The organism is Halomicrobium urmianum (genome assembly GCF_020217425.1).
Classification (GTDB): Archaea; Halobacteriota; Halobacteria; order Halobacteriales; family Haloarculaceae; genus Halomicrobium; species Halomicrobium urmianum.
The window spans coordinates 2,511,303-2,532,485 of record NZ_CP084090.1; the positions used below are offsets into that span (position 1 = coordinate 2,511,303).

General features: G+C 68.6%; 18 protein-coding genes, 1 tRNA gene and 3 pseudogenes. 10 read left to right on the top strand and 12 right to left on the bottom strand.

Annotated features, from left to right (window positions below; genetic code table 11):
• Positions 1-13: 13 nt before the first annotated feature.
• A complete protein-coding gene (locus tag LCY71_RS12560) occupies positions 14-418 on the bottom strand; it encodes a DUF192 domain-containing protein (RefSeq protein WP_225333490.1) in 405 nt (134 codons plus the stop codon).
• A 75-nt stretch (positions 419-493) separates the two neighbouring features.
• Between LCY71_RS12560 and LCY71_RS12565 the strand changes: the two genes are divergently transcribed.
• The 6 genes and pseudogenes from LCY71_RS12565 (at position 494) to LCY71_RS12590 (ending at position 5,480) form a co-directional block, all read left to right on the top strand.
• Positions 494-1,183: a DUF7097 family protein gene (locus LCY71_RS12565; RefSeq protein WP_225333491.1), complete on the top strand. Its 690-nt coding sequence runs from the start codon at positions 494-496 to the stop codon at positions 1,181-1,183.
• A 69-nt stretch (positions 1,184-1,252) separates the two neighbouring features.
• Positions 1,253-1,810, top strand: a complete 558-nt coding sequence (locus tag LCY71_RS12570) for a GMP synthase subunit A (RefSeq protein WP_225333492.1) — start codon at positions 1,253-1,255, stop codon at positions 1,808-1,810.
• A gap of 33 nt (positions 1,811-1,843) precedes the next feature.
• Positions 1,844-3,757 (top strand): DUF2070 family protein, encoded by a 1,914-nt coding sequence (locus tag LCY71_RS12575; protein ID WP_225333493.1) that lies wholly within the window; start codon positions 1,844-1,846, stop codon positions 3,755-3,757.
• Positions 3,758-3,827: 70 nt separating this feature from the next.
• On the top strand, positions 3,828-4,355 hold the full coding sequence (locus LCY71_RS12580; protein WP_225333494.1) for a hypothetical protein: 528 nt from the start codon (positions 3,828-3,830) through the stop codon (positions 4,353-4,355).
• Between the two features lie 589 nt (positions 4,356-4,944).
• A pseudogene (locus tag LCY71_RS21465) lies at positions 4,945-5,013 on the top strand (hypothetical protein); the annotation flags it as partial.
• Between the two features lie 86 nt (positions 5,014-5,099).
• Complete coding sequence (locus LCY71_RS12590; RefSeq protein WP_225333495.1) at positions 5,100-5,480, top strand: DUF4399 domain-containing protein; 381 nt, start codon at positions 5,100-5,102, stop codon at positions 5,478-5,480.
• Positions 5,481-5,492: 12 nt separating this feature from the next.
• Here the strand turns inward: LCY71_RS12590 and LCY71_RS12595 are convergent, their stop codons facing one another.
• The 3 genes and pseudogenes from LCY71_RS12595 to LCY71_RS12605 all read right to left on the bottom strand — a co-directional run bounded on the left by LCY71_RS12595 (position 5,493) and on the right by LCY71_RS12605 (position 8,602).
• The gene (locus LCY71_RS12595; RefSeq protein WP_225333496.1) at positions 5,493-6,311 is read right to left on the bottom strand and encodes a DUF6517 family protein; all 819 of its coding nucleotides are present in this window, start codon (positions 6,309-6,311) and stop codon (positions 5,493-5,495) included.
• A gap of 460 nt (positions 6,312-6,771) precedes the next feature.
• Positions 6,772-8,088: pseudogene (locus LCY71_RS12600) on the bottom strand (RNA-guided endonuclease InsQ/TnpB family protein).
• Between the two features lie 428 nt (positions 8,089-8,516).
• A tRNA-Ser gene (locus LCY71_RS12605) sits at positions 8,517-8,602 on the bottom strand.
• 264 nt (positions 8,603-8,866) lie between these two features.
• Here LCY71_RS12605 and LCY71_RS12610 point away from each other — a divergent pair.
• Positions 8,867-9,820 (top strand): AAA family ATPase, encoded by a 954-nt coding sequence (locus tag LCY71_RS12610; protein ID WP_225333497.1) that lies wholly within the window; start codon positions 8,867-8,869, stop codon positions 9,818-9,820.
• Between the two features lie 119 nt (positions 9,821-9,939).
• Here the strand turns inward: LCY71_RS12610 and LCY71_RS12615 are convergent, their stop codons facing one another.
• From LCY71_RS12615 to LCY71_RS12640, 6 genes are all read right to left on the bottom strand, one after another.
• Entirely contained in the window at positions 9,940-10,440 is a 501-nt protein-coding gene (locus tag LCY71_RS12615) for a DUF7519 family protein (protein WP_225333498.1), read from the bottom strand.
• Entirely contained in the window at positions 10,437-11,792 is a 1,356-nt protein-coding gene (locus LCY71_RS12620; RefSeq protein ID WP_225333499.1) for a DUF58 domain-containing protein, read from the bottom strand. The genes LCY71_RS12615 and LCY71_RS12620 overlap by 4 nt, the downstream gene beginning before the upstream one ends.
• Positions 11,792-12,361, bottom strand: a complete 570-nt coding sequence (locus LCY71_RS12625; RefSeq protein ID WP_225333500.1) for a DUF7269 family protein — start codon at positions 12,359-12,361, stop codon at positions 11,792-11,794. Before LCY71_RS12625 ends, LCY71_RS12620 begins: the two co-directional genes overlap by 1 nt.
• Positions 12,361-13,296, bottom strand: coding sequence for a DUF4129 domain-containing protein (locus tag LCY71_RS12630; RefSeq protein ID WP_225333501.1), 936 nt, complete (start codon positions 13,294-13,296; stop codon positions 12,361-12,363). Before LCY71_RS12630 ends, LCY71_RS12625 begins: the two co-directional genes overlap by 1 nt.
• A gap of 73 nt (positions 13,297-13,369) precedes the next feature.
• Positions 13,370-14,305 (bottom strand): DUF4129 domain-containing protein, encoded by a 936-nt coding sequence (locus LCY71_RS12635; RefSeq protein WP_225333502.1) that lies wholly within the window; start codon positions 14,303-14,305, stop codon positions 13,370-13,372.
• 74 nt (positions 14,306-14,379) lie between these two features.
• A complete protein-coding gene (locus tag LCY71_RS12640) occupies positions 14,380-15,732 on the bottom strand; it encodes an isochorismate synthase (protein ID WP_225333503.1) in 1,353 nt (450 codons plus the stop codon).
• 643 nt (positions 15,733-16,375) lie between these two features.
• Between LCY71_RS12640 and rdfA the strand changes: the two genes are divergently transcribed.
• Positions 16,376-16,975, top strand: coding sequence for a rod-determining factor RdfA (gene rdfA / locus LCY71_RS12645; RefSeq protein WP_225333504.1), 600 nt, complete (start codon positions 16,376-16,378; stop codon positions 16,973-16,975).
• A 281-nt stretch (positions 16,976-17,256) separates the two neighbouring features.
• Here the strand turns inward: rdfA and LCY71_RS12650 are convergent, their stop codons facing one another.
• A complete protein-coding gene (locus LCY71_RS12650) occupies positions 17,257-19,194 on the bottom strand; it encodes an archaea-specific SMC-related protein (protein ID WP_225333505.1) in 1,938 nt (645 codons plus the stop codon).
• A 243-nt stretch (positions 19,195-19,437) separates the two neighbouring features.
• On the opposite strand from LCY71_RS12650, the gene LCY71_RS12655 reads away from it, so the two are divergent.
• On the top strand, positions 19,438-19,785 hold the full coding sequence (locus tag LCY71_RS12655; protein ID WP_225333506.1) for an enolase C-terminal domain-like protein: 348 nt from the start codon (positions 19,438-19,440) through the stop codon (positions 19,783-19,785).
• 115 nt (positions 19,786-19,900) lie between these two features.
• Here LCY71_RS12655 and LCY71_RS12660 read toward each other — a convergent pair whose 3' ends face one another.
• Positions 19,901-20,800 (bottom strand): NAD(P)-dependent oxidoreductase, encoded by a 900-nt coding sequence (locus LCY71_RS12660; RefSeq protein ID WP_225333507.1) that lies wholly within the window; start codon positions 20,798-20,800, stop codon positions 19,901-19,903.
• A 75-nt stretch (positions 20,801-20,875) separates the two neighbouring features.
• Here LCY71_RS12660 and LCY71_RS21720 point away from each other — a divergent pair.
• A pseudogene (locus tag LCY71_RS21720) lies at positions 20,876-21,170 on the top strand (transposase domain-containing protein); the annotation flags it as partial.
• Positions 21,171-21,183 lie beyond the last annotated feature (13 nt).

Here is a 21,183-nt window from a genome sequence, read left to right on the forward strand (position 1 = left end):
TCGGTGCCCGTACTCACTCACCGCTCCCGTCAGCGTCGCTCTCCACCACGACGACATCGCCGGCCGAAACGCCCTCGGCGGCCCCGGCGGGGAGTTCGATCACCGTGTCGGCTTTCGCGGCGCCGACGCCCGTCCAGGGGGCGAGCCGCTCCACCTTTCGGACCTCGCCGTCCGCCAGCCAGAGGACGTCGAGCGGCGCCCCGACGAACAGCATGTGGATCAGTCGCCACCCCTCGGCGCCGAACCACTGCGACAGCGGCCAGCCCGGCGGCTCGAACCGGAACACGAGCGCGAAGTCATCGGGGACCGAGGAGCGGAACATCAGTCCCCGCGCCTGCTCGAGGGCGGAGTCGGCGAACTCGACGTCGCCGGCGAGGAGCCGCTCGTCACCCTCGGTCGGCCTGTGCACGACACGCATAGAGGGCGATTCCTTCGAGGACGCAAAAGCGGTTCGGCCGCGGGATTCAAGCCCGTCCAGCGCCGACGCCGGCCCATGGAGAAGGCGCCCGGTGGGACGTCCGTCGGCGTGGACGACCCCTACGAACACGTCGACCACTGCGACTTCGTCACCGACGAGGGGCAGTGCCGGTGGGCCGTCGAGCACGGCCGCCACGACCCCGAGTTCGCCGACGCGCGCAGCGCCGAGGAGTTCCGGTGCCCGGTCGTCTCGCCGTCGGACGGCGAACCGGATCCGGACGCCGAGGACGGTCCACGGCGCGGCGACGGCGAGGACCTGCCGGGCGAGTGGCGCTGGTCGGACTGCCCGCACTTCCGGTGTCGCCAGCACGACCGGGAGTGCGCCCGCTGCGGCCTGGCGGAGCGCCGGATGGCCCACTCCGACGAGCGGCCACTGCTGGAGGAACACCACCTCTCGTACAGCCGCGACAGCGGGGTGGGCGAGGTTCCGACCGGAGGGAGGAACCTCGAACACGAAAGCGGGAGTGAGCGAAGCGACCGACACGCGAGCCGCGAGGGCGAGGGAGAGGGAGAGACCGCCCACGAGATAACGGTCTACCTTTGTCGGTGGTGTCACGCGAAGGTTCACGGGTCGTGGGCGCGCATCGACGACGACGCCAACCCCGACCCGGAGGCCGTCGCGGAGAAGGAGGGCCGGCGCTCCCGGGAACTGGACGAGCTGGGCTTCGAGTCGGCCGCCGAGCGGTTCGATGACGGGTCGGACTGATCTGCCCTCACCGCAGTCAGTCGCGACGTTTCAAGGGATATATAGGCCGGCCCGGCCTTCCAGTCGGTAATGACCCGGATCGACGTCGTGGACAACCACGGCCAGTTCACGCACCTGGAGCAGCGGGCGCTGCGTGACATCGGCGTGGACGTCTCGATCATCGACAACGACACGCCGCCGGAGGAGATCGACGCCGACGGACTCGTCCTCTCCGGCGGCCCCGACAGGGACCGGATCGGCAACTGCGCCGAGTACCTCGACCTGGACGTCCCAGTGCTCGGCATCTGCCTTGGGATGCAGGTGATGGCTGACGTGCAGGGCGGCGAGGTCGGCGGCGGCGACTACGGCGGCTACGCGGACGTGACCGTCGACATCCACGACGACGAGGACCCGCTCGTGGGCTCGCTGGCGCCCGAGACGCGTGTCTGGGCCAGCCACGCCGACGAGGTCAAGGAGGTCCCCGAGGGCTACGAGGTCACGGCCAGTTCCGACGTCTGCGACGTCGAGGCGATGAGCAACGGTGAGGACCGCTTCGGCGTCCAGTGGCACCCCGAAGTGGCCCACACCGAGGAGGGCGAGGAGGTCTTCGAGAACTTCCTGTCGATCTGCGAGCGACGGAACGAGTAGTTTTAACCCCTTCGACGGGGTTGGGTACGTAAAATGACGGCGACGCAGGGGAACCTGGCGAGCCTGTCGCGGTTCATCTTTCGGGCGCCGCACTGGTACGCCAGCCTGACCTTCGCCCTGGTGATCGCCGCGGTCACCGGGGTGGCCGCCTTCGACTCCCGATTCGTGCTCGAGGACGCGTGGCAGGGCGTGTTCTTCGTGGGTATCCCGACCGTCGTTGCGAGCTTCGCCACGCCGTACGTCGACCGCTACTTCGGCGGCGGACTCACCCACAACCGCTCGTCGCTGCTCGCGGTGTTCTGCGAGCTCGTGGTGATCGCGTTCCTGATCGTCGCCGGCGTCGTCGCCGTGCTGACCTCGCTCAGCCAGGAGTTCGTCCTCGATGCGCTGCTGGTGGCGCTGGCCTCCATCTTCGCGCTGCGCCTGCTGGTCGTCGTCGCCGTCTCCAGACACCCGCTGCCGGTCGCAGTCGTCCCGGCGAGCGTCCAGACAGTCACGGCCGCCGCCCTGCTGGGGATCTACTCCGGCGCGACGTCGGTCATGCTCGACAACCCGACGCTGCGCCGGATGCTCTCCCGACCGGAGCAGGCACCAAGCGCGCTCCACGAGGTCGCGCTGCTGGACTTCGGGCTGCTGGCGTTCATGTGCGGCCTGTACGCCCTCACGGTCTGGCTGTACCTGACGGTCCTCGATCACCCCTGGCGCTCCAGCATGGGCGTCTCGATGCTGGACTTCCTGGGGGGTTTCCTCGGCCACATCGCGGAGGGCTCCCGCGAACTGGAGGACTTCTTCGAGAAGCTCGGCGAGGACGCCATCGTGCCGGTGACGGTGTTCTCGGTCCGCCGGCCCGGCGGGGAGGAGAAGGCCCGCTTCGTACTGCCGATGATCCACCCCGGCCCGATGGGCGAGATCGGCGGCGGCAACCTCCCCGAGCGGGTCGCCCTGGAGGCCGACGGGCTAGCCTTCCCGCCCCACGCCACCGCCGGCCACGACTTCAACCTCGTCACCGAGCGCGAGGTCGACGACATCCTCTCCGCCGCCGAGACGGCCTACCAGCGACTCGAGTACAGCTCCGACGCCACGCCCAGCGTCCGCGTCGACGAGGGCAGCGCCACGCTGACCGGCCAGGCGTTCGGCTCGAACGCCTTCCTCGCGGCGACGTTCTCGCCGGAGTGCGCCGACGACGTCGACTACGCCGTCGGGCTCTCCGCCGCCGCCGAGGCCCGCACGGAGGAGGTCGACGAGGTCATGCTCGCCGACGCGCACAACTGCAACGACGGCCTCGAGGGGGAGGACCTCGGCCACGTCGTCCCCGGCAGCCAGCGTTCCTTCGACATGATCTACGGCGCCGGCCGCGTCGGCGACCTGCTCTCGGAGGCCGACCGCGGCAGCCTGCGCTGCGGCGTCGCCTGGGACGAGACCCCCTGGGAACCCCTGGACGGCATCGGCCCCCTGGGCATCCGCGTCGCCGTGTTCGAGGTCTCCGAATCCGAGGACTCGCAGGCTCGTCAGGCTGCGAAGCAGTCTGACGGTGTGAACGGTCAGACCACCGCGTACGTCCTGATCGACGGCAACAACATGGAGCCGGGCCTGCGCGAGGACGTCGTCGACGCCGTCGACGCCGTCGACCGCATGGAGGTGCTGACCACCGACACCCACGTCGTCAACACCGTCGAGGCCGAGAACCAGGTCGGCGACGCGATTCCCCACGAGGAGCTGATCGCCCTGATCGACCAGCTCACCGAGCAGGCCGTCGCCGACCTCGAACCCGTCGAGGCCGGCATGGAGAGCGAGACGGCCGAGGTCACCGTCTTCGGCAACGACCGCACCGAGACCCTCGCCTCCACCGCCAACGCCGTCGTCTCGCTGGGGGGCGCGCTCGCCGCCGCCTTCATCGCCGGCGTCCTCGCGATCAGCGGGCTGGTGTTCTTCCTGACCGGCGGGTAGCAGTCGGATCGTCACCGAACGCTCCGTCGCCCGGCACAAGATATTCACTCCCGAGAGCCCGAACGTATACGTGAACAGGACACTCATTGCGATTGTCACTGTCGCGCTGGTCGCCCTGGCCGGCTGCGCCGCGCAATCGGGCACCGAACGGACCGGCACGAACGGGAGCGTCGAGACCGGGATCAGGACGACGGACAACGCCACCGGAGCAACGAACGTCACCCACTGGATCGGCGCCGAGGTCGACAACGCGACCGGCGGGGAGGAACTGTCCGCCATCGGGGCCGCCTACCCCGGCGAGCACTTCGCCGTCGCCGGTGCCGAACCCGAGGAGATCCGGCTGGGCGTCGACACGAACGGCGACGGCGAGCCCGACCGGACGTTCAACGAGAGCCACGTCAGCGCCGTCAACAACACCGAGAGTTCCTTCGACGTCACGCTGGACACTGACTACACCCTCCAGTCGGGCGACGTCGTGACGGTGGCCTATCCCGCCGTCGACCACCCAGACGAGGCCGGCGAGTACACCGTCGCGGTGCGACTGAACGACCGACAGACCAGCAACCAGACGGTCGTCGTCGCGGACGATTCGGAGTAACGGCGCTCGCGACCGACGCTTTCCCCACCGATGCGATCCGACTGAGACACTGACGTCACCCTCGCCATCACGTAACAGCCAGTATATCAATCATTATTTAATTTCTACTTCGCTGTATTTTTATGCGCCCTCGCTGGGCGTGAAAGCGACCATGTAATCTGACGAACTGGTTTCGCGACGAGCGTTCGTGGGCACGATCGCCGCTGCGACGACTACTGGCCTCGCCGGATGCACCGGGGGCGGCCCCGCCAGCGGAACGGCGACCGACGGTACCGACGTGGCGACCGAGGCCAGTGATACTGCGACAGACGCGAACGCGACGGACACGGCGACAGAGACGCCGACCGACGCCGACGAAACGGCGACCGAATACGAGGGGACGGAGCCCGAGGAGACGACGGAGTCCGACGGCACCGAGACGGAGACGTACGACTATCGGAACGGCGTCGGAGCCGACGCCGGCGTCTCGTTCTCGGTGCCCGAGGACGGCGCGGAGCTGACCGGCACCGCCGCCCAGTGGGACGCGTCCGCCGAGGGCGTCACCATCGAGGAGGCCGGCGAGGTCTCCGAGGGCGCGGGCCACTACCACGTGGTCGTCGACGCCGACCCCGTCACTCCCGGGGAGACCATCCCGAGCGACGACGCGCACGTCCACTACGGGAGCGGGCAGACCGACGGCGTCCTCGAACTGGAACCCGGCGAGCACACGCTCCACTCCAGGTCGGCGACGGCGAGCACGTGGCGATGGACCTCGTCGACGCCGTCGACGTCACGGTCGCCGACGAGGCGACCCTGTGCCTGGAGACGAGCGTCGACGGCAACGTCGTCGACTGGGACGTCACCGCGGAGAACTACACCGTCCAGTCCGCGGAAGAGGGCATCGAATCCAGCGCCGGTCACCTCCACGCCGTCGTCGACGCCGACCCCGTCGCAGTCGGTGACGTCGTCCCGGACGACGCCCGCCACGTCCACTTCGACGACGGCTCCACCAGCGGCAGCCTCGACCTCGCGGAGCAACTGGGTGACGAGTACGAGGCCGGCGAACACACGATCCGCTTCCAGGTAGGGACCGCGAGCGACCGGGCGACGGCGCTCCGGGCCGAGGCGACCGTCGAGACCGAGTGACGGTGCCGGCGGCTATGCCGACACGCCCCGGACGAACTCCAGGACTCGCGACTCGACGCGGTCGGGTTCCAGCCTGAGATCGACGGTGACCTCCATCGAGATGGCGTCCGACAGCGCGACGGTCTCGCCGTCGACGTAGTTCTCCGCGGGGTAGACGCCGCCGCCGGCGAGGATCGATCCGTCCGACTTCCACCGCCCGGCGACGCCCTCGATCGGCAGCGTCCCGCCGCCGAACGTGAACTGCTCGGCGTCGCTGTGGGGAATCTCGACGCCGTCGACGGTCACCTCCGGGATCGGGTACTCGCCGCGGACCACCGTGACCTCCTCGACCGGCGCGTCCGGGACGCTCCGTGTGCCAGCCTCGCCGACGTTCCGGACGCCGAACTCGTCCATCGCGTCGGCCAGGTTCTCCCGGACGGCGGCGTCGATCTCGTCGCTCAGGAACCCCGTCGCCGCCGACAGCGTCGACGGGAAGACGTCCACGCGGGCCGCGAAGGCGACCGCGAACGGTCGATCGATCTCGCCGAAGGTGGCCTCGGCCACGCGGCCCCTGAGCCGCGCGTCCTCGTAGCGGCGCACGTGGCCGACCGCCGCGTAGTCGACCGGCCCGGCCGACCCCGTCCGCAGCAGCCGCGGCTCGGCGTCCGGCGTGACCAGTTCCCAGCGGTCGCCCGTCTCCACCGACGGGGGCGGCACCTCCCGATCCGAAGCCTCCCCGACGTCGGCGTCCGACGTGCTACTGCACCCGGCGAGGGCGACCGTCCCGGCCGAACCCAGCGTCGCCAGCAACTCGCGACGTCGCATCCACCCGTCCGTCCCACTCGCGTCCATGGACGTGGATATCGCGGCCCGCACTCAAATACTTTCGAGTCCCCGGAGCGGCGGCTGTGGCCGGATTACGAACAGTCCGAGAAATCGGCCCGCAGGGAGACGAGCCGACTTGCAGTCAGCAATCCCATGTTCCGGCAACCAGTGTGTGCTGTGAGCTATAGTAGAAATTGAACGCACTGACACACTCGAGATGTGTGAATAGTTTCAATTTCTACTATACCAGCGTTGGTTCCTGTCGGAACCAGGCGCGACTACGTTTTCACCAGATATAACGGCTAGACTCCGTTTTTGCGGTAAGTTCTCCTTTACGAACTCCTCTTTAGCACCGTAACACCACAGCGGGTTCGCTGACAATTGCTCCGAACGTGACCGCCGGATCGGGTTTGTTATCGTCGGGTTGACATCCTCCTGCGCCTGAAGACGCGGGAATCCCACGGCACAGCACCGCTGGATTGGGATATTAGGGTTTGCAGTCCACCACCTCTGTCCGAGGTTGGAATCCTCGGGAGAGGTCATAAAGGTAGACTCCGGGCTGTGCCAACCAGCCGGTACTCCTATCTTCGTCCAAACTGGCTGAAGACTCGGAGTTACTTTGGTTGATGTTGAGACGGATGTTCTCCGCCCCGTTCACGTCAGCGTTGAACGCATCATCGTGTTCCTTGCACACGTACAGGCCGCGCTCAGCACGCTGATTATCGTCTTTTCTACCGCAGACGCAACACGTCTTGCTCGTGTCGCGCTCATCCACTTCTACGACTTCGATACCCTCGACTTTCGCCTTGTATTCGAGGATGTTCGAGAACCTGTCGAACGCCCACCCGTGCAGGTCGAGGTTGCCGTGCTTGCCCCAGTTCTTTGAGTCACCGTTCTCGTCCTCTCGAACACCTGCGAGCTTTCCGATGTTGATTCGGCCCACACCACGTTCAACGCACTTCTCTACGATGTGTTTGGCGAGGCTGTGGAAGAAGTGGGTTCGGCGCTCCGACCACTTCGCGTGGAGACGAGTGGCCCGTTCGCCCCCCGAGTCGTCGCACTTGGCGATTTCCTTCGGGAAGTAGTAGCCGTCCTGTTTGAGGCGGTTGCCGGGGTACAGGTCGGCTTGCTCGGTGCTGTACGCGACTGCCGCGAAGCTGCAGATTCCGAGGTCAACACCAGCCGACTCGTTACCCGGCGCGTCGGGAGTCTCCACTTTGTGTTTACACACTAAGTGCAGTTCCCAGCGCCCTGTCGCCTTGTCGTAGACGGCCCTGACCTGTTGTAGGTTCTCGACGGTGACGCCGGGGCGAGTTTCGTATTCGACAAGGATGTATTCCCATGCTCGCGGGTGTTCTTTGTGATTCGCGCCTTTTGAGAGTCGCACACGGTTGTTCTTCGTGTCGTGACGGATGCCTTTCTGCTTCTATGTCACCGTGCTACGAGGGTGTTCTTCGTGGACGCGGTGGCCGTCTTGGTCGTAGTAGTTTTTCTTGCGGTAGCCGGGCGGATTCGCACGAGAATCGTCCTTGCGCTTTTGTTTCCACGAATTGAAGGCTTCAGCGAGTCCCTCCAGAACGCGCTGACTGGATTGACTGTGCAATCCCTTGTATTTTGAATGAGTCTTCAACTCGCGTTTCAAGTCCGAGTCGTCAGGAATCTCGCCTGTTTCGTCCCACTGTTCTCTGGAGTGGTAATTCGCCACGTTCCAGAGTTTCGACGCACTCCACCCGTGTCGGTCGAGCATCTCCTCTACCTGTGAGTGGTTGAGGATTTTCGCTCGGTAGGTGCGGTGGATGTGCATCGTGGAACGCTTCCATAACTGGTTATGTAGCGTTCTGTTGTGAAAGTTGGATTCGAGCGTGGAATATCCTGCCGAGCGTTTGTACGGTGGATAGTGTAGACGTTGTCGGATTCATCCCGCGCCTAAAGGCGCGGATATTCTCCTTGCTCTGTATAACTGCCAGCTACTGCGCCGATGCCGGGCTCGCGGCCGTCGCGATTGTCGCGTCGTTCGCTCCTGTCACGTCTGCCGCGGTGCGACCCGGACTGTCTCGGTGTGTTCAAACATCCACGTGTGGTTTCTCGACGCACAGACCGCTCGCTTCGCTCGCGGTGTCGTGCGTCGATGAGAACACCGAAAACCGGTGGTTCTCGAGCTTTCACTCACTTCGTTCCTGAAAATGCCGGAAGACTGCGTCTTTCGATTTCTCACTCGTTCACTCGTGAGAACGCCGAGGAGGAGATTTGAACTCCTGTGTCCTGAACGGACAGTTGCTCTCGAAGCAACCGCCTTGGCCGGGCTAGGCTACCTCGGCTCGGTCCAACGTTGGCGGATGGACTTGTTATCCGTTTCGATTCGCGACGGGTGTGGTATAGCGGACAGGGTGCGGGCCGGCACGCGCCCGCGCCGGCCGGCGCTCCGCCTTAAATACAGTAGAAATTGAGACTATTTTCACATCGAGGGGCACCCGGGGTGGCCATCGAGCGTGTCAGTGCGTTCAATTTCTACTATAGTTATGTCTCCCGTAGGGGGAACCGACCGACCCAACGCATATTACGCGGCCGGTCGTTGCCGGACTATGGACGTCGACGAGGCCAGCGAGGTGTGCGAGCGCGTTCTCGACGAGGTCGCGGGGGCCGTCATCGCCGAGCGCGAGTTCTTCGAGACGGTGATGCTGGGCGTCGTGGCCCGCGGACACGTCCTCCTCGAGGACGTGCCGGGGACGGGCAAGACGCTGACCGCGCGGACGATGGCCGACGCGCTCGGCCTCTCCTTCTCCCGCGTCCAGTTCACCCCGGACCTGCTGCCGGCCGACATCACGGGCACGCACGTCTTCGACGAGAGCGAGCGGGACTTCGAGTTCAACGAGGGTCCCATCTTCGCGAACGTCGTCCTCGCGGACGAGATCAACCGCGCGCCGCCGAAGACGCAGTCGGCGCTGCTGGAGGCGATGGAGGAGGGCCAGGTGACCGTCGACGGCGACACCTACGACCTGCCCGAACCGTTCTTCGTCATCGCGACGCAGAACCCCGTCGAGATGGAGGGGACCTTCGAGCTCCCGGAGGCCCAGGTCGACCGCTTCCTGGCGAAGACCTCCATCGGCTACCCGGACGAGGACGGCGAGTTCGAGCTGCTGCAGCGCCGGGCCGGCCGCGACGCCCAGAGTCCCACGGTGGAGACGGTGCTGTCGCCGGCGGAGGTCGACGACCTGCGCGCGCTGCCGGAGTCGATCACCGTCGAGGACGACGTGCTCCGGTACGTCTCGAACGTTGCACGCTCGACGCGGGAGCACCGCAACGTCGACGTGGGCGTCTCGCCGCGCGGCACCCAGCGGCTGTTCGAGGCCGCTCGCGCCCGCGCGGTCCTGCGCGGCCGCTCGTTCGTCACGCCCGACGACGTCAAGGGCGTGGCCCAGCAGGTCCTCGCCCACCGGCTCGTGCTGACGCCGGAGGCGCGCGTCGAGGACGTCTCCGAGGCGGCGATCGTCGAGAGCGTTCTCGAGTCGGTGCCCGTCCCGACGGTCGCGCACTGACGGGGCTCGTATCCGCTTTTCAGAGGGCGTCTCGTAGCCGGTCGGGGTCCGAAGACGCCCGACCGGCACGGCGTGGGATTCGGACGAAACCGAATCCAGTGGTACTACGACACTCCCTCTCAGTCCAGCAGCAGCGCGAACAGCAGCGCCGCCGCCAGCAGTAGCGCCACGGCGACCGTCGGCTGGCCGCTACCCGCCATGCGATAGACGCCGAGGCCGACGGCGGCCACGAGCGCGGCGACGCCCGCGGTCGCGCCCGTGTGGACGAGCACGGCCCGGCGCATCCGCGCCCGGGAGCCGACCTGGCGACCGAGTTCGAGGGCGTTCTCGCCGGCGTCCCAGGCGACGACGGTGGCGCCCGTGGCGACGAGCATCGCGGCGGGCGGGGCCCCGGCGCTGCCGGCCAGCAGGACGCCGCTGAACAGCGCCAGCGCCCCGAGGCGGTGGACCCGACCGGCGCCGCGTGCGACCCCGACCGGCATCGCGACCAGGCCGACCGCGCCCAGGACCGCGGCCGTGGCGGTGACGGCGCTGGCGGCGACGGCGACCAGCGCGGCGGCCGCGGTGAGCCACGCCGACAGGGAGGCGGGCCGCGGGTCGAAGGCCTCTGCGGCGCTCATCGCGACCACCGCCGTCTCGTCCGCGCGATCGCGCGTTCGAGCCGCTCGTCGGAGCCCCAGTCGACGACGGGGACGCCCCGCCGCCGGAGGTCCGTCACGTTCAGCGCCCGGTCGACGGCCGCCAGCTGGTGGCCCGCCGTGTCGTCGGCCGTCGGGTCCGGGCTGATCACGGTCGTCCGGTAGCCGCGGGCGTCCAGGCTCACGACGAGGTCGGCCAGCAGGTCGTCGGAAAGCGGGGAGAAGAGGATCACCTGCGCGTCGCCGGGGAGACGCCGCCGGAGCGACTGGAGCGTCGCGTAGACGTTGGTCTCCCGGTCCGGGGCGACCGGGGACAGCGCCGGGTGGGTCGCCAGGGTCCGCCGGACGCGCACGCGGTGGCGGTCGCCGCTGCCGGGCGGGAGCCAGCAGTCCGTCGGCGCGAGAGCGGCGAGCCCGACGCTGTGGCCCTCGTTCGTCAGCGAGACGTACGCTTGCCCCGCGGCGTCGACGGACCGCTCGACGGCCGAGCGGTCGTAGGGGTCGGGCGCCCGGTAAGCCCGGGCCCGGGCGTCGACGACGAGAGCGACGGTGACCGAGCGTTCGACGCGGTACTCGACGGTGGTGAACTCGCCGGTCCGGGCGGTGCGGTTCCAGTCGATGCGATTCAGCGGGTCGCCCGGTCGGTACTCCCGGGTGGCGTGGAATTCGATCCCGGGACCGCCGGCGTCGGTGGCCTGTCGGCCGGTGTACGGCGAGGTCTGGGCCCGTAGCGGAACGTCGACGCCCCTCGCCGGGAGGTCGGGTTCGCACGTGATCCGAGTCTCCGCGTCGACCCGCCCCAGCCGCTCCGTCGCACCGCTGGCGTCCCGCGCGACGACGGCCATCGGCTCGAAGGTCGCCGCGCCTCGCCGCGCCCGGACGGCGTAGGTGAACGTCGCCTCCTCGCCGGGCCGCAGCGCGGTCGCGTGGCGGGGCGATCCCTCGGCGACGCTGAGGTAGGGCGGGACGCCGTCCACGACCCGCAGATCGGGGACGAACTGGTCGGACTCGTTGCACAGCGTGACCGTGACGGCGACGTCCTCGCCGACGTCGGGGCCGCTCTCGTCGACGGTCCGCTCCAGCGTCAGGTCGACGGGCGGCGGCGACGTCAGTCGGCCGTACCCCGCGAAGGCGAGGCCGAAGGCGCTCGCCAGCAGCAGGCCGGGCTGGCCGGTCAGCACGCCCAGCCCGAGCGCGAGCAGGGCGAAGGACGCGATGCCGTACCAGCGGCGCGTCTGTCGGTCCTCGGTCTCGCCCGGCGCCACCGCCGTCTCGGTCCGATCCTCCGTCGCGGCTGCGAGGTGGTCGGCGGCGGTCGGGGCGTCGAACGCCATCAGTCCTCACCCCGCGTCGACGCGATGCGCGCGATCTCCGCGGCCGCGCGGCGAGCGCGCCGCCTGAACGGGCCCTCGCCCCACAGCGTCCCGGCCACGGACTCGGTCACCGATCCGCCCGTGCCGTCGACGGTAGCGAAGAAGTCGGCGGCCAGCCGATCGTCCGTCCAGGTGCCGTCGACGAGGCGCTCGTTCGCCGCCTCCTCCGAGAGCCCGCGGTACCGCACGAGGACGTCCACGGCGGCCTCGCGGAGCCGGTCGCGGACCCGCAGCGCCCGGCGGTTGCCTCCAGACGTGACGACGTCGGGGACCCGCGCGAGCGACGCGTCGAAGTCGCTGCCGGGCACCTCGACCGGGCGGCCGCGCTCGCGCTCCGGCAGCGCCGCCCCCCGCGGCTCGTGGCGGAGCCACTGCCAGGACCGGATCAGACCGGCGAGGACGGCCACGCCGCCGAGGATCGACGGGAGGTTCTCCGGCGCGCTCGCGACCGCCCGGAGGCCCGGCACGAACGCCAGCGCGAGCCCGAGCACCGCGGCCGCCACCGCGACGGCCAGCGACAGCCGGCGCATCAGGCGTCCTCACCCCCGTCGTCGAGCCGCTCAAGCGCCCGCCGGGCGCGCTCGACGCGCTCCTTGGTCGGCGGTCGGCCGCCGTAGCGGACCTCCTCGAACGTCTCGGTCAGCGTCCCGACGGCGTCGTGGTCGAACCCCTCGCGGACGGCACGCCGAGCGACCTCTGCAGGCGTCTCGGTCCGCTCCGGCGACTCCTTGACCGCCGCGGCCAGCCGGTGCCAGGCCCGGTAGACCGGGTTCGACGCCGGAACGTCGTCGAACCCCGCGGCCCGCGTCGGTGCCGAGGCGAAGCGGTCACGGTCGCCGTCGTCCGCCGCGGCGTCGACGTCGGCCGCCGAGCCGGCCCCGTCGCGTCGCGCACGGACCAAGACCGCGAACGCGACCGTCGCGAGGACGGCAACGCCAGCGAGCAGGAGCGCCGGCGGGACGCCGGTCCCCGTCGGATCGGCACCCGCGCTCTCGGTGGTCCCGCCGCCGCCCACCTCGCTGGGAGCGCCAGCGATCGACGGGTCGCCCCCGCGGGAGAGCCACGCGAAGAGGGCGGCCAGGGCCAGCGCGGCGGCGTACAGGACCGCGCCGCCGAGCGTCGACCCCGCGATGGTGAGCAGCCGCTTCAGTTCCTCGACGTCGCCGATCAGGACCAGAAAGGCGGCGTAGGCGAGCGTCGCGAGCGAGCCCAGGCCCAGCACGATCAGAAAGAAGTGTTCCAGCACCCAGCCCGGCAGTCCCGGCTGTAACTCCGCTCCGACGGGATTGAAACCGCCGATAGAGCCGTCGCCGCTGCCGGCACCGGTCCCTTCCCCTTCGCCGGTGCCCTCGCCACCGCTACCGACGTTGGTCGCGGCCGACCCGTCCATCGTCGCCGCCGCGGCCGAGACGGCGAGCACGCCGAGGAGGACCACCAGGGCTGGTCGCAACCGTTCCACGTCCATATCCGAACGGCGGACGCGCAGCCAATTAAACGTGTGTCCGTCTCACGCGCCGACACCGGCGCACACCGGCCGGTCACTCGTCCCGGAGCCGTTCGAGGGCGTCCAGCGCGCGGCGCTCGCGGTCCGGCGTCGCGGTCCGCCCCTCGTAGCGGACCTCGCGGAACAGGGCCGTCAGTTCCGCGACGGCGCGCTCGTCCAGCCCGCGCTCGCGGGCCGCCGCCGCCACCTCGGTCACCGTGACCGTCCGCCCCGTCGCGCCGGCGGCTTCGGCAAGCCCGCACCAGGCCCGGTACACGTCGTTGCCGGCCGCAGCGTCCTCGAAGGGGACGGCGACCCGCGGTTCTCCGTCGACGGTCCCGCCGGCACCCCGCGGCCGCGAACCGGGCTGCGCCGCCGACGGCGACGGGCCCGATCGCGACCGTCCCGACAGCGATGCCCCGAGAACGGCGACGGTGAGCAGGAGTCCGACGACGACCAGCGGGAGGGGGACGTCCACCGGCGCGATCCGCTCGACGTCTCCCGAGGCGGCGTCGAGGCCGCCCGCGTCGGTGCCGGTGCCGGCGAACCCGCCGCCCCCGTTTCCGACGAACAGCGAGAGGAGATAGACCAGCACGAGGAAGACCGCGATCAGCGCCGCGATGCCGAGCAGGTCAGTCAGAGCGCCCCGCAGCGCCGCCAGCAGCGATCGGACGCCCTCCTGCCAGACGACGACCGCCGCGTAGACCGCGGGGCCGACGACGGCGAGCAACATCACGAGACTCGTGAATCGCTCGACGACGGCGGTGAACGGCGACGGGCCGCCCGGCTCCGCCTCCCCGAAGTTCAGCGCGACCGCCGTCCCGTTCCCCGAACCCAGGCCGGAGCCGTTGCCGGCGCCGACGCCGGCCGCGGAGTCGCTGCTCGCGCCCGACGCCTCGCCGCCCGTCCCGTCCAGAGAGGCGGCGGCCGCTCCGACGACGAGGACCGCGAGCACCACCGCGACGGCGAGCAGGGGCCGCGATCCGGTCATTGCGTCGCCGTACGGATCGCGCGACTATAGACGTACGGCCGGAACGAGACGTCACCGCCGCGCTCCCGCCGTCGCTACCGCTCGTCCGGGAGGTCGATCTCCAGCGCGCCCAGCACGGGCTCGAACCGGGAGGTCACCTCGCCGTACTCCGTCGCCGGGTCGCTGCCGTCGACGATGCCGGCGCCGCCGTACAGCGACAGCGACCGGTCGCGCGCCAGCCCCGAGCGGATGGCGACGGCGACGGTGCCGTCGCCGTCGGCGTCGACCCAGCCCACGGGCGCGGCGTACCAGCCGCGGTCGAACGGTTCGACGTCGCGGATGACGTCGGCTGCCGGTTCCGGCGGGAAGCCCCCGACGGCTGGCGTGGGGTGGAGCCGCCGCGCCAGGTCGAGGACGTGGGCGTCGCCGTCGACGGTCGCCGAGATGGGCCGCCGGAGGTGCTGGAGGTTGGCGATGCGCTTGATCTCGGGGTCGGCGACGCTCACGCTCTCGGCGACGGGCCGCAGGGCGTCAGCGATGGCGTCGGCGACGATGCGGTTCTCCTGCTGGTACTTCTCGTCACCCCGCATCGCGTCGGCCAGGCTGGCGTCCTCCAGGTCCGACTCGCCGCGCTCGGTGGTCCCGGCCAGTGCTTCCGTCTCGACGCGGCCGTCCCGCAGCGCGACCAGCGTCTCCGGCGTCGCGCCGAAGAAGGCGGTCCCCGGCCCCGGTGCGGCGCAGAACGCCGCACAGTTGGGATACGTCTCCCGGAGGCGGCCGAGCACGCGCGCGACCGGGACCGGACGGTCCAGGCCGACCGTCAGCTCCTGGGCGAGGACGACCTTCTCCAGGCCGTCACGCCGGATGCGCTCGATGGTCTCGTCGACGGTCCGCTCCCACTCGGCCCGCGACATCGCCCAGTCGAAGCCGGTCGCGCCCGGCAGCGCTCCCCCGCCGCCGTCGGCCGCCGCCAGCCGGTGCTGCCATCGATCGAGGCGCTCCGGCAGGGCGTCGCGCTCGTCCGCCGGGACGGTGACGGTCAGCCACGTCTCGTCGTCGGACACCACCTGCGCCTCAGGGACGGCGAACCGGGCGTCGGGAAAGCCCGCCCAGGTGTCGCCCTCGTCCTCTCCGGCGAAGAAGCCGAGACCGCCGTAGGCCCGCGGCCTGGCGATCTCGGGGACGTCCCCGTCCGATTCGAGGGCGGCAAACAGTTCCGCCAGCCCTGCCTGCGCGTCGGCGAAGCGCTCCGGCCCCGCGGCCTCGACGGTCGCCGCTGCACCCAGAGCCAGCGCGTCGGGCTCCGAGGGGTGCAGCCAGCAGACGCGCTCGTCGGCGGCGGCCGACACCCTCGGTAGCGACCCGACGTCGACCCGGCGAGCGGCGTACGCGTACTGTCCGGTCTCCCCCGGCGACGAGTCCGCTCCGGCCGCATCCTGCCGCTTCATCGCTCGAAACCAAGGAATGCCCACATATATGTGCCTCGTTTGGCCGCGCCCGCCGCGCGTTCGTCGTCCGGAACGGCCCCGAATCCGCTCCACTCTCGGCACGGCCCGAGTCCGCCCCGCCCTCTACTCGGTCCGGGTCCCATCCCGCGACGCTCCGGCACGCCGCTTCCGCTGGCGACGGCGGTGACCGGGTCAGCCGCTTTCCGCCGACCGAACCATACGAAAAGAGTAATATATCCATATTTTATCATTCTCGACAGCCGTCGGACCAACCGGTGCGAGCGATCGGCTGCTATTCCGGCGGTTCCTGGCCGCTCCCTACGTTCAGGTCCGGTCGTATCGATCAGTGCTCCGGGGTCGGAACCCCACTGCGGCGATGGGCCGATCGAGCCCCTCCGGACGCCCCACCGATTTCGCACAGTCCTCTCTGGCGGCGTCTACTCCGATCTTTACCGGTCGGTGGTCGGGCGCTGGCAGGCTGGACCGTCCCTGTACCGAATCAGATAAAAAGTTTGACTATTCTGGTAATAGATTCGTTTTCGTATATAAAACTTGGTCGGCGAGTCCGATCGGATCCCGGAGCAGGGGCCGGTCGGCCGGTCAGTGGGAACCTACATTAATCAGCGCCCTGTAGGAATCGGTCATGACTGGACGGCGGAGCAAGGTGGAGCGACTCATCGAGGAGCACGATCTGACGGGACTCGGGGACGAACTCGTCGACCGATGGACGGCCACGGGGGACGAACGGATGAGCCTCCGGGACCTGGCGCGACACTTCAACGTCCGCCTCCTGGCCGCGACGATGGAGGCGGCAGGGGTGAGCACCATCGAGGGCGACCCGGAGAGCGTCTACGACGCGCTGACCGACGACGACGTCTCCGCCGGCCGGCGGACCGAGGTCCGAAGCCGACTCGAACGGGCCGGCGTCGACGTCGAGGAACTGGAGCGATCCTTCGTCACCTACCAGGCGATTCGCTCCTACGTCAAGGACGTCCGCGGCGCCGAACAGGCCACGCCCGACGACGAGGAGCGCATCGAATCGGCACGGACGGCCATCCAGCGCCTCGTCAGCCGAACCACCGCCGTCGCCGAGGAGAAGCTCGAACGCCTCCGGGACGCCGACCTCATCACGCTCGGCGACTTCCGCCTGATCGTCGACGTCCAGGTCTACTGTCGCGACTGCGGTACCCAGCGTGGCGTCGCCGACCTCATCTCCGAGGGCGGCTGCGACTGCGAGGACTAGAAAACGGACTTTCTGTATCCTGCGAACCGTGTTCTTGGACAGTATAGAACAACCAGAAAGCCCCGGCTGGCTGAACTCGGGGGTGGTTCGAGAGACGGCAACGCCGTCTCTCGTCATCACGAAAGACTTTCGAACGACCTCGCTGCGCGCCTCGGTCGCTTCGCTCCCTGCGGTGCTTGCGTCGTCCGCCGTCGTTCAGCCAGCCGCCCCTTTCAGGTTGTTCACAGGTCCGGTAGCAGTCCCAGTCGGAGCGACGCCAGCAAACGGAAAGAAGCGGTTTCCTAGCCGCCGATGTCGGTGATGCGCGTGTGCTCGACTTCGAGGGCCTCGGCGTCCTCGGGGAGGAGGGCGACGACGAGGTAGTCGACGTAGGACTCGAAGTACTCCAGCAGGCGGGAGATGCGGTCGGAATCGATCGGCTCCAGGGCGTCCAGCACCATTAGCGGGACCTCCTCGTGGAGATCGTGGACGAGGTAGCCCGCCAGCGCGAACACGAGGCCGGTCACCTCGCGCTCGGACTCGGAGAGGTGGTCGACGGTGTCTTCGTAGGCGACGCCGCCGTCGGTCGAGCGGATCACGTGCAGTTCGAAGCTGTTGCGCTCGACCTTGCGTCGGCCCTCGCGGACCTCACGCTCGACGATTTCGATCCAGATGCGGTCGATGTTCTCGTAGTCGAGGATGCCAAGCACCTCCTCCATGTGGTCGTTGAACTCCTCGACGGCATTCTCCTCGATGCGGTCGATCCTGGTCCGGAGGTCGACCAGCTCGTCCTGGATCTCTTCGCGTCGCTCCTCGAGGTCGTCCTGGCGGTCAAGTTCGGACTCGATCTGCTCGATCTCCGCGACGACCTCGTCTCGGTCGCCCTCCAGCTGGCCGAGTTCGTATTCGAGGTCGTTGGCCTCGCGGTGCAGTTCCAGGACCTCCTCGTAGGTGTCGGACTCGAGGTCCTCGACCTCGCCCTCCAGTCGCTCGACCTCGTCGGTGAGGTCCTCCTTGCGCCCGGTCAGGCGGTCGATGGCGTCCTCGGTGGACTCGATCTCCCGCTCGGTGCGGGCGAGGCGGTTCTGGATCTGGTCGCGGTTACGCTGCGCGCGCTCGTACTCGGCCTTGCGGTCGGTGTACTCGTCGAGCTCGTCTTCGATGTCGTCGACGGAGTCGACCTTGTCCCGTCGGAGATCGCGCAGTCGCTCGACGGTGTCCTCGATTCGGTCGATGGACACCTCGGAGCCACAGGTCCAGCAGACGGTCCGGGTGTCGTCCTCCAGCAGCTGGTCGGTGACCGACGAGGTGCCGCCGTCGGTAGTGGTCCGGACGGCCGGGTGGGTCCCGTCCTGGGCCTCGTCGATCATCTTCTCGTTGAACCGGATCGTGTTCTGGAGTTCGCTGATCTCGGCGTCGAGGTCCTGCTTGCGCGAGCGCAGATCGGCGATGTGCTCCTCGACGTCCTCGGGGTCGACGTCCGGCGCCTCGAGGTCGTCATCACGCTCTTCCAGCTCGCGGCGCTCCTCGCGCAGCGAGTCGAGCCGGTCGCGCTTGGTCTCGATCTCGTAGCGGACGTCCTCCAGATCCGAGCGGACGTCTCGCAGTTCAGCGAGCCTGTCTTCGAGTTCGTCGCGCTCCTCGCGCTGGTCCTCGACGGAGGCGTCGACGTCCTCGATCTCGGACTCGACGGACTCCAGTTCCTCGCGGGTCTCCTCGATCTCGGACTCCAGCTCCGACTTCCGCTGTTCGAGGTCGGGCAGCTGCCGCTTCAGCGACTCCAGTTCGTCGAGGTCGGCGTCGACCTGATCCCGCTCGTTCTGGAGGCGCTGTATCTCGTTCTGGATGGCCTCCGTGTCGACGGGCCGCATGATGAGCTCCCGGAGGTCCACGTCCCGCTCGACCGACCGCCGCGCCTCGTTGGATCGCAGGAGGAAGGCGAACAGGTCGGCCAGTTCGGGGTCGTCCAGATAGGGATCGCCGCTCGTCGTCACGCCGGTGCCGGTCCGCTCGAGGTACCGGTCGTACGTCTCGTCGTCGATCTCGAGATCGACGTGCGCCTCGTCGGCGTCGCCCTTGATCGAAGCCTCGTCGCTACCGAAGACCGTCATCAGCGCGCGCAGTAGCGACGTCTTGTTCGACGCGTTGGGCCCCGCCAGCACCGTCACGCCGGGGGGTATCTCCACCCTCGCCTCGTCGATACCCCCGACGTTCTCGACGTCAACTGTGGCCGAACTCATACCTGTATTCAGCAGTGTCGATCACTAATAGGTTCTGCTTTCAATCCGACCCTTCGAATCCCACAATATAACGCAAGTACGCCTGTTACTGAATTGGCGCTATTCGCGAGACGGCGGCGGTGGGCGTGGTCGACGCGATCCAGGTCGTTCACGGTATCCATCGGGGCCCACCAGAGACGACCCGGTGGACGCAAGCGCATCCGGGAGGTCTCCGAAGGTATCCCCGACGAGTTCGGGCTGGCGATGGACGCCAACACCACCTTCGACTACTGCGGCGGCATCACCCCCTCCGACGCCGTTGCGACGCTCTGTGAGGCCTACAACAAGCGGTTCGTTCCCCACGTCTTCGGGCCGGTCGTCAACTACTCCGCCAGCCTGCACGTCGCGGCCGCCCACGCCTCCTGCGACCTCATCGAGTTCGCCGTCTACGCCGACGACATCGACGACCCCGGACGCTACGTCGCTAGCCCCTACATCGCCAACCAGGAGGACGTCTACGTTCAGGACGGCGGCGTCATCGAACCGCCCGAGACACCCGGCCTCGGCCTCGAAGTGGACGAGGCGTTGCTCGAGGACTACCGCACCGCCTAGACCCGTCGGTCAGAACGCCGCGTAGTAGCCGTCTGGACGGAACGAATCGATTGAGGCGAACACGGGGAGAACAGTCGTGGGAACAGATCGACCGCTCGACCGGTCGACGGCGGACCTACTCGTACCGGTCCTCGGCGTCGTTGAGCGCCGTCCAGTACTTGACGAGCGTCGCGGCGTGGCCCTCGTCCTCGCCGGCGCGGCGCGTCGCCGCCTTGTAGGCCTCGTGGACGACGCCGTTCAGTGGCAGTGCGGTGTCGTTCTCCCGCGCGAACTCGCGGGCGTAGCCGAGATCCTTGTGCCAGATGGCCAGTCCGCCCAGCCCCTCGATGTCCTGGCTGAAGTCGCCAGTGAAGTACTGCTCCCAGATGTCCATCCCGAAGAAGTCGTTGAACAGCTCGGGGTCGACGCCGTTGTCTCGCGCGTACTCGACGATCTCCGCGTCCAGCGCCGCGTGGCCGGCGTAGCGCATCTGCAGTCCGAGCTTCAACACCGTGCCCTCCGGGATCGGCCCGACCCGCGTGTGGTCGTCACAGAGTGTGTCCAGCAGGTCAGCGGCGGCCTCGTAGCGCTCCTCGGTGCCGCCGATCATCATGTGGTAGCCCTCCCGGGGCGCCGCGCTGGTGATCGGCGCCTCGACGAAGTCGGCACCGGCTTCGTCACACATCTCCTCGGCGACCTCGGAGGTCTCCGGGCGAGTCGTGGTCACGTCGACGACCAGCTGGCCGTCGCCGAGCGCGTCCAGGAGGCCGTCGTCGCCCTCCAGCGTCGCCTCGACCTCGGGCGTGCCCGGGAGTGCCATGACCACCGCGTCCGTCTCGCCGGCGACCTCGGCCGGGCTGTCGGCCGCTGTGGCCCCCCGCTGGCCCGCGTGGTCGACCTTCTCGTCGTCGACGTCGAACACCGTCACGTCGTAGCCGTCGGCCAGCAGTCGGTCCAGAAACTCGCTGCCGATGTAGCCGACGCCGATGATACCGATAGCTCGCATGAACAGGCGGGACTGGCGGTCGGAGTCCACATAAGTGTTGGCGCCGGCGCACCGGTCGTGTTTAGTTAAGCGTGAAAAGTGAGGCGGACGGACTTCTTGGTGTCCATGCCAGAAATCAGCTGTCTCAGCGGTAGTAGCGGGTGGATCGATTTTATTCTGTGGAGTGCGAGCGGACACCCGAACCAGCGATTGCGCTGGATGTTCAATCGCACGTTACAGGTCTTTCGCTGTCGAATACCGTCGAGTTACTCGCCAGTCTGGATGTCACTGATCGCGGAAAGCGATCCACGATTGGGTGCAGCAAGCCGATTGGCAGCCCGAATCGGGGACGTCTTCGGATCAGATTGCGCTGGACGAAACCGTGATTCGGATCGACGATCAACGAACCTGGCTGTACGCTGTCCTCGGAACGC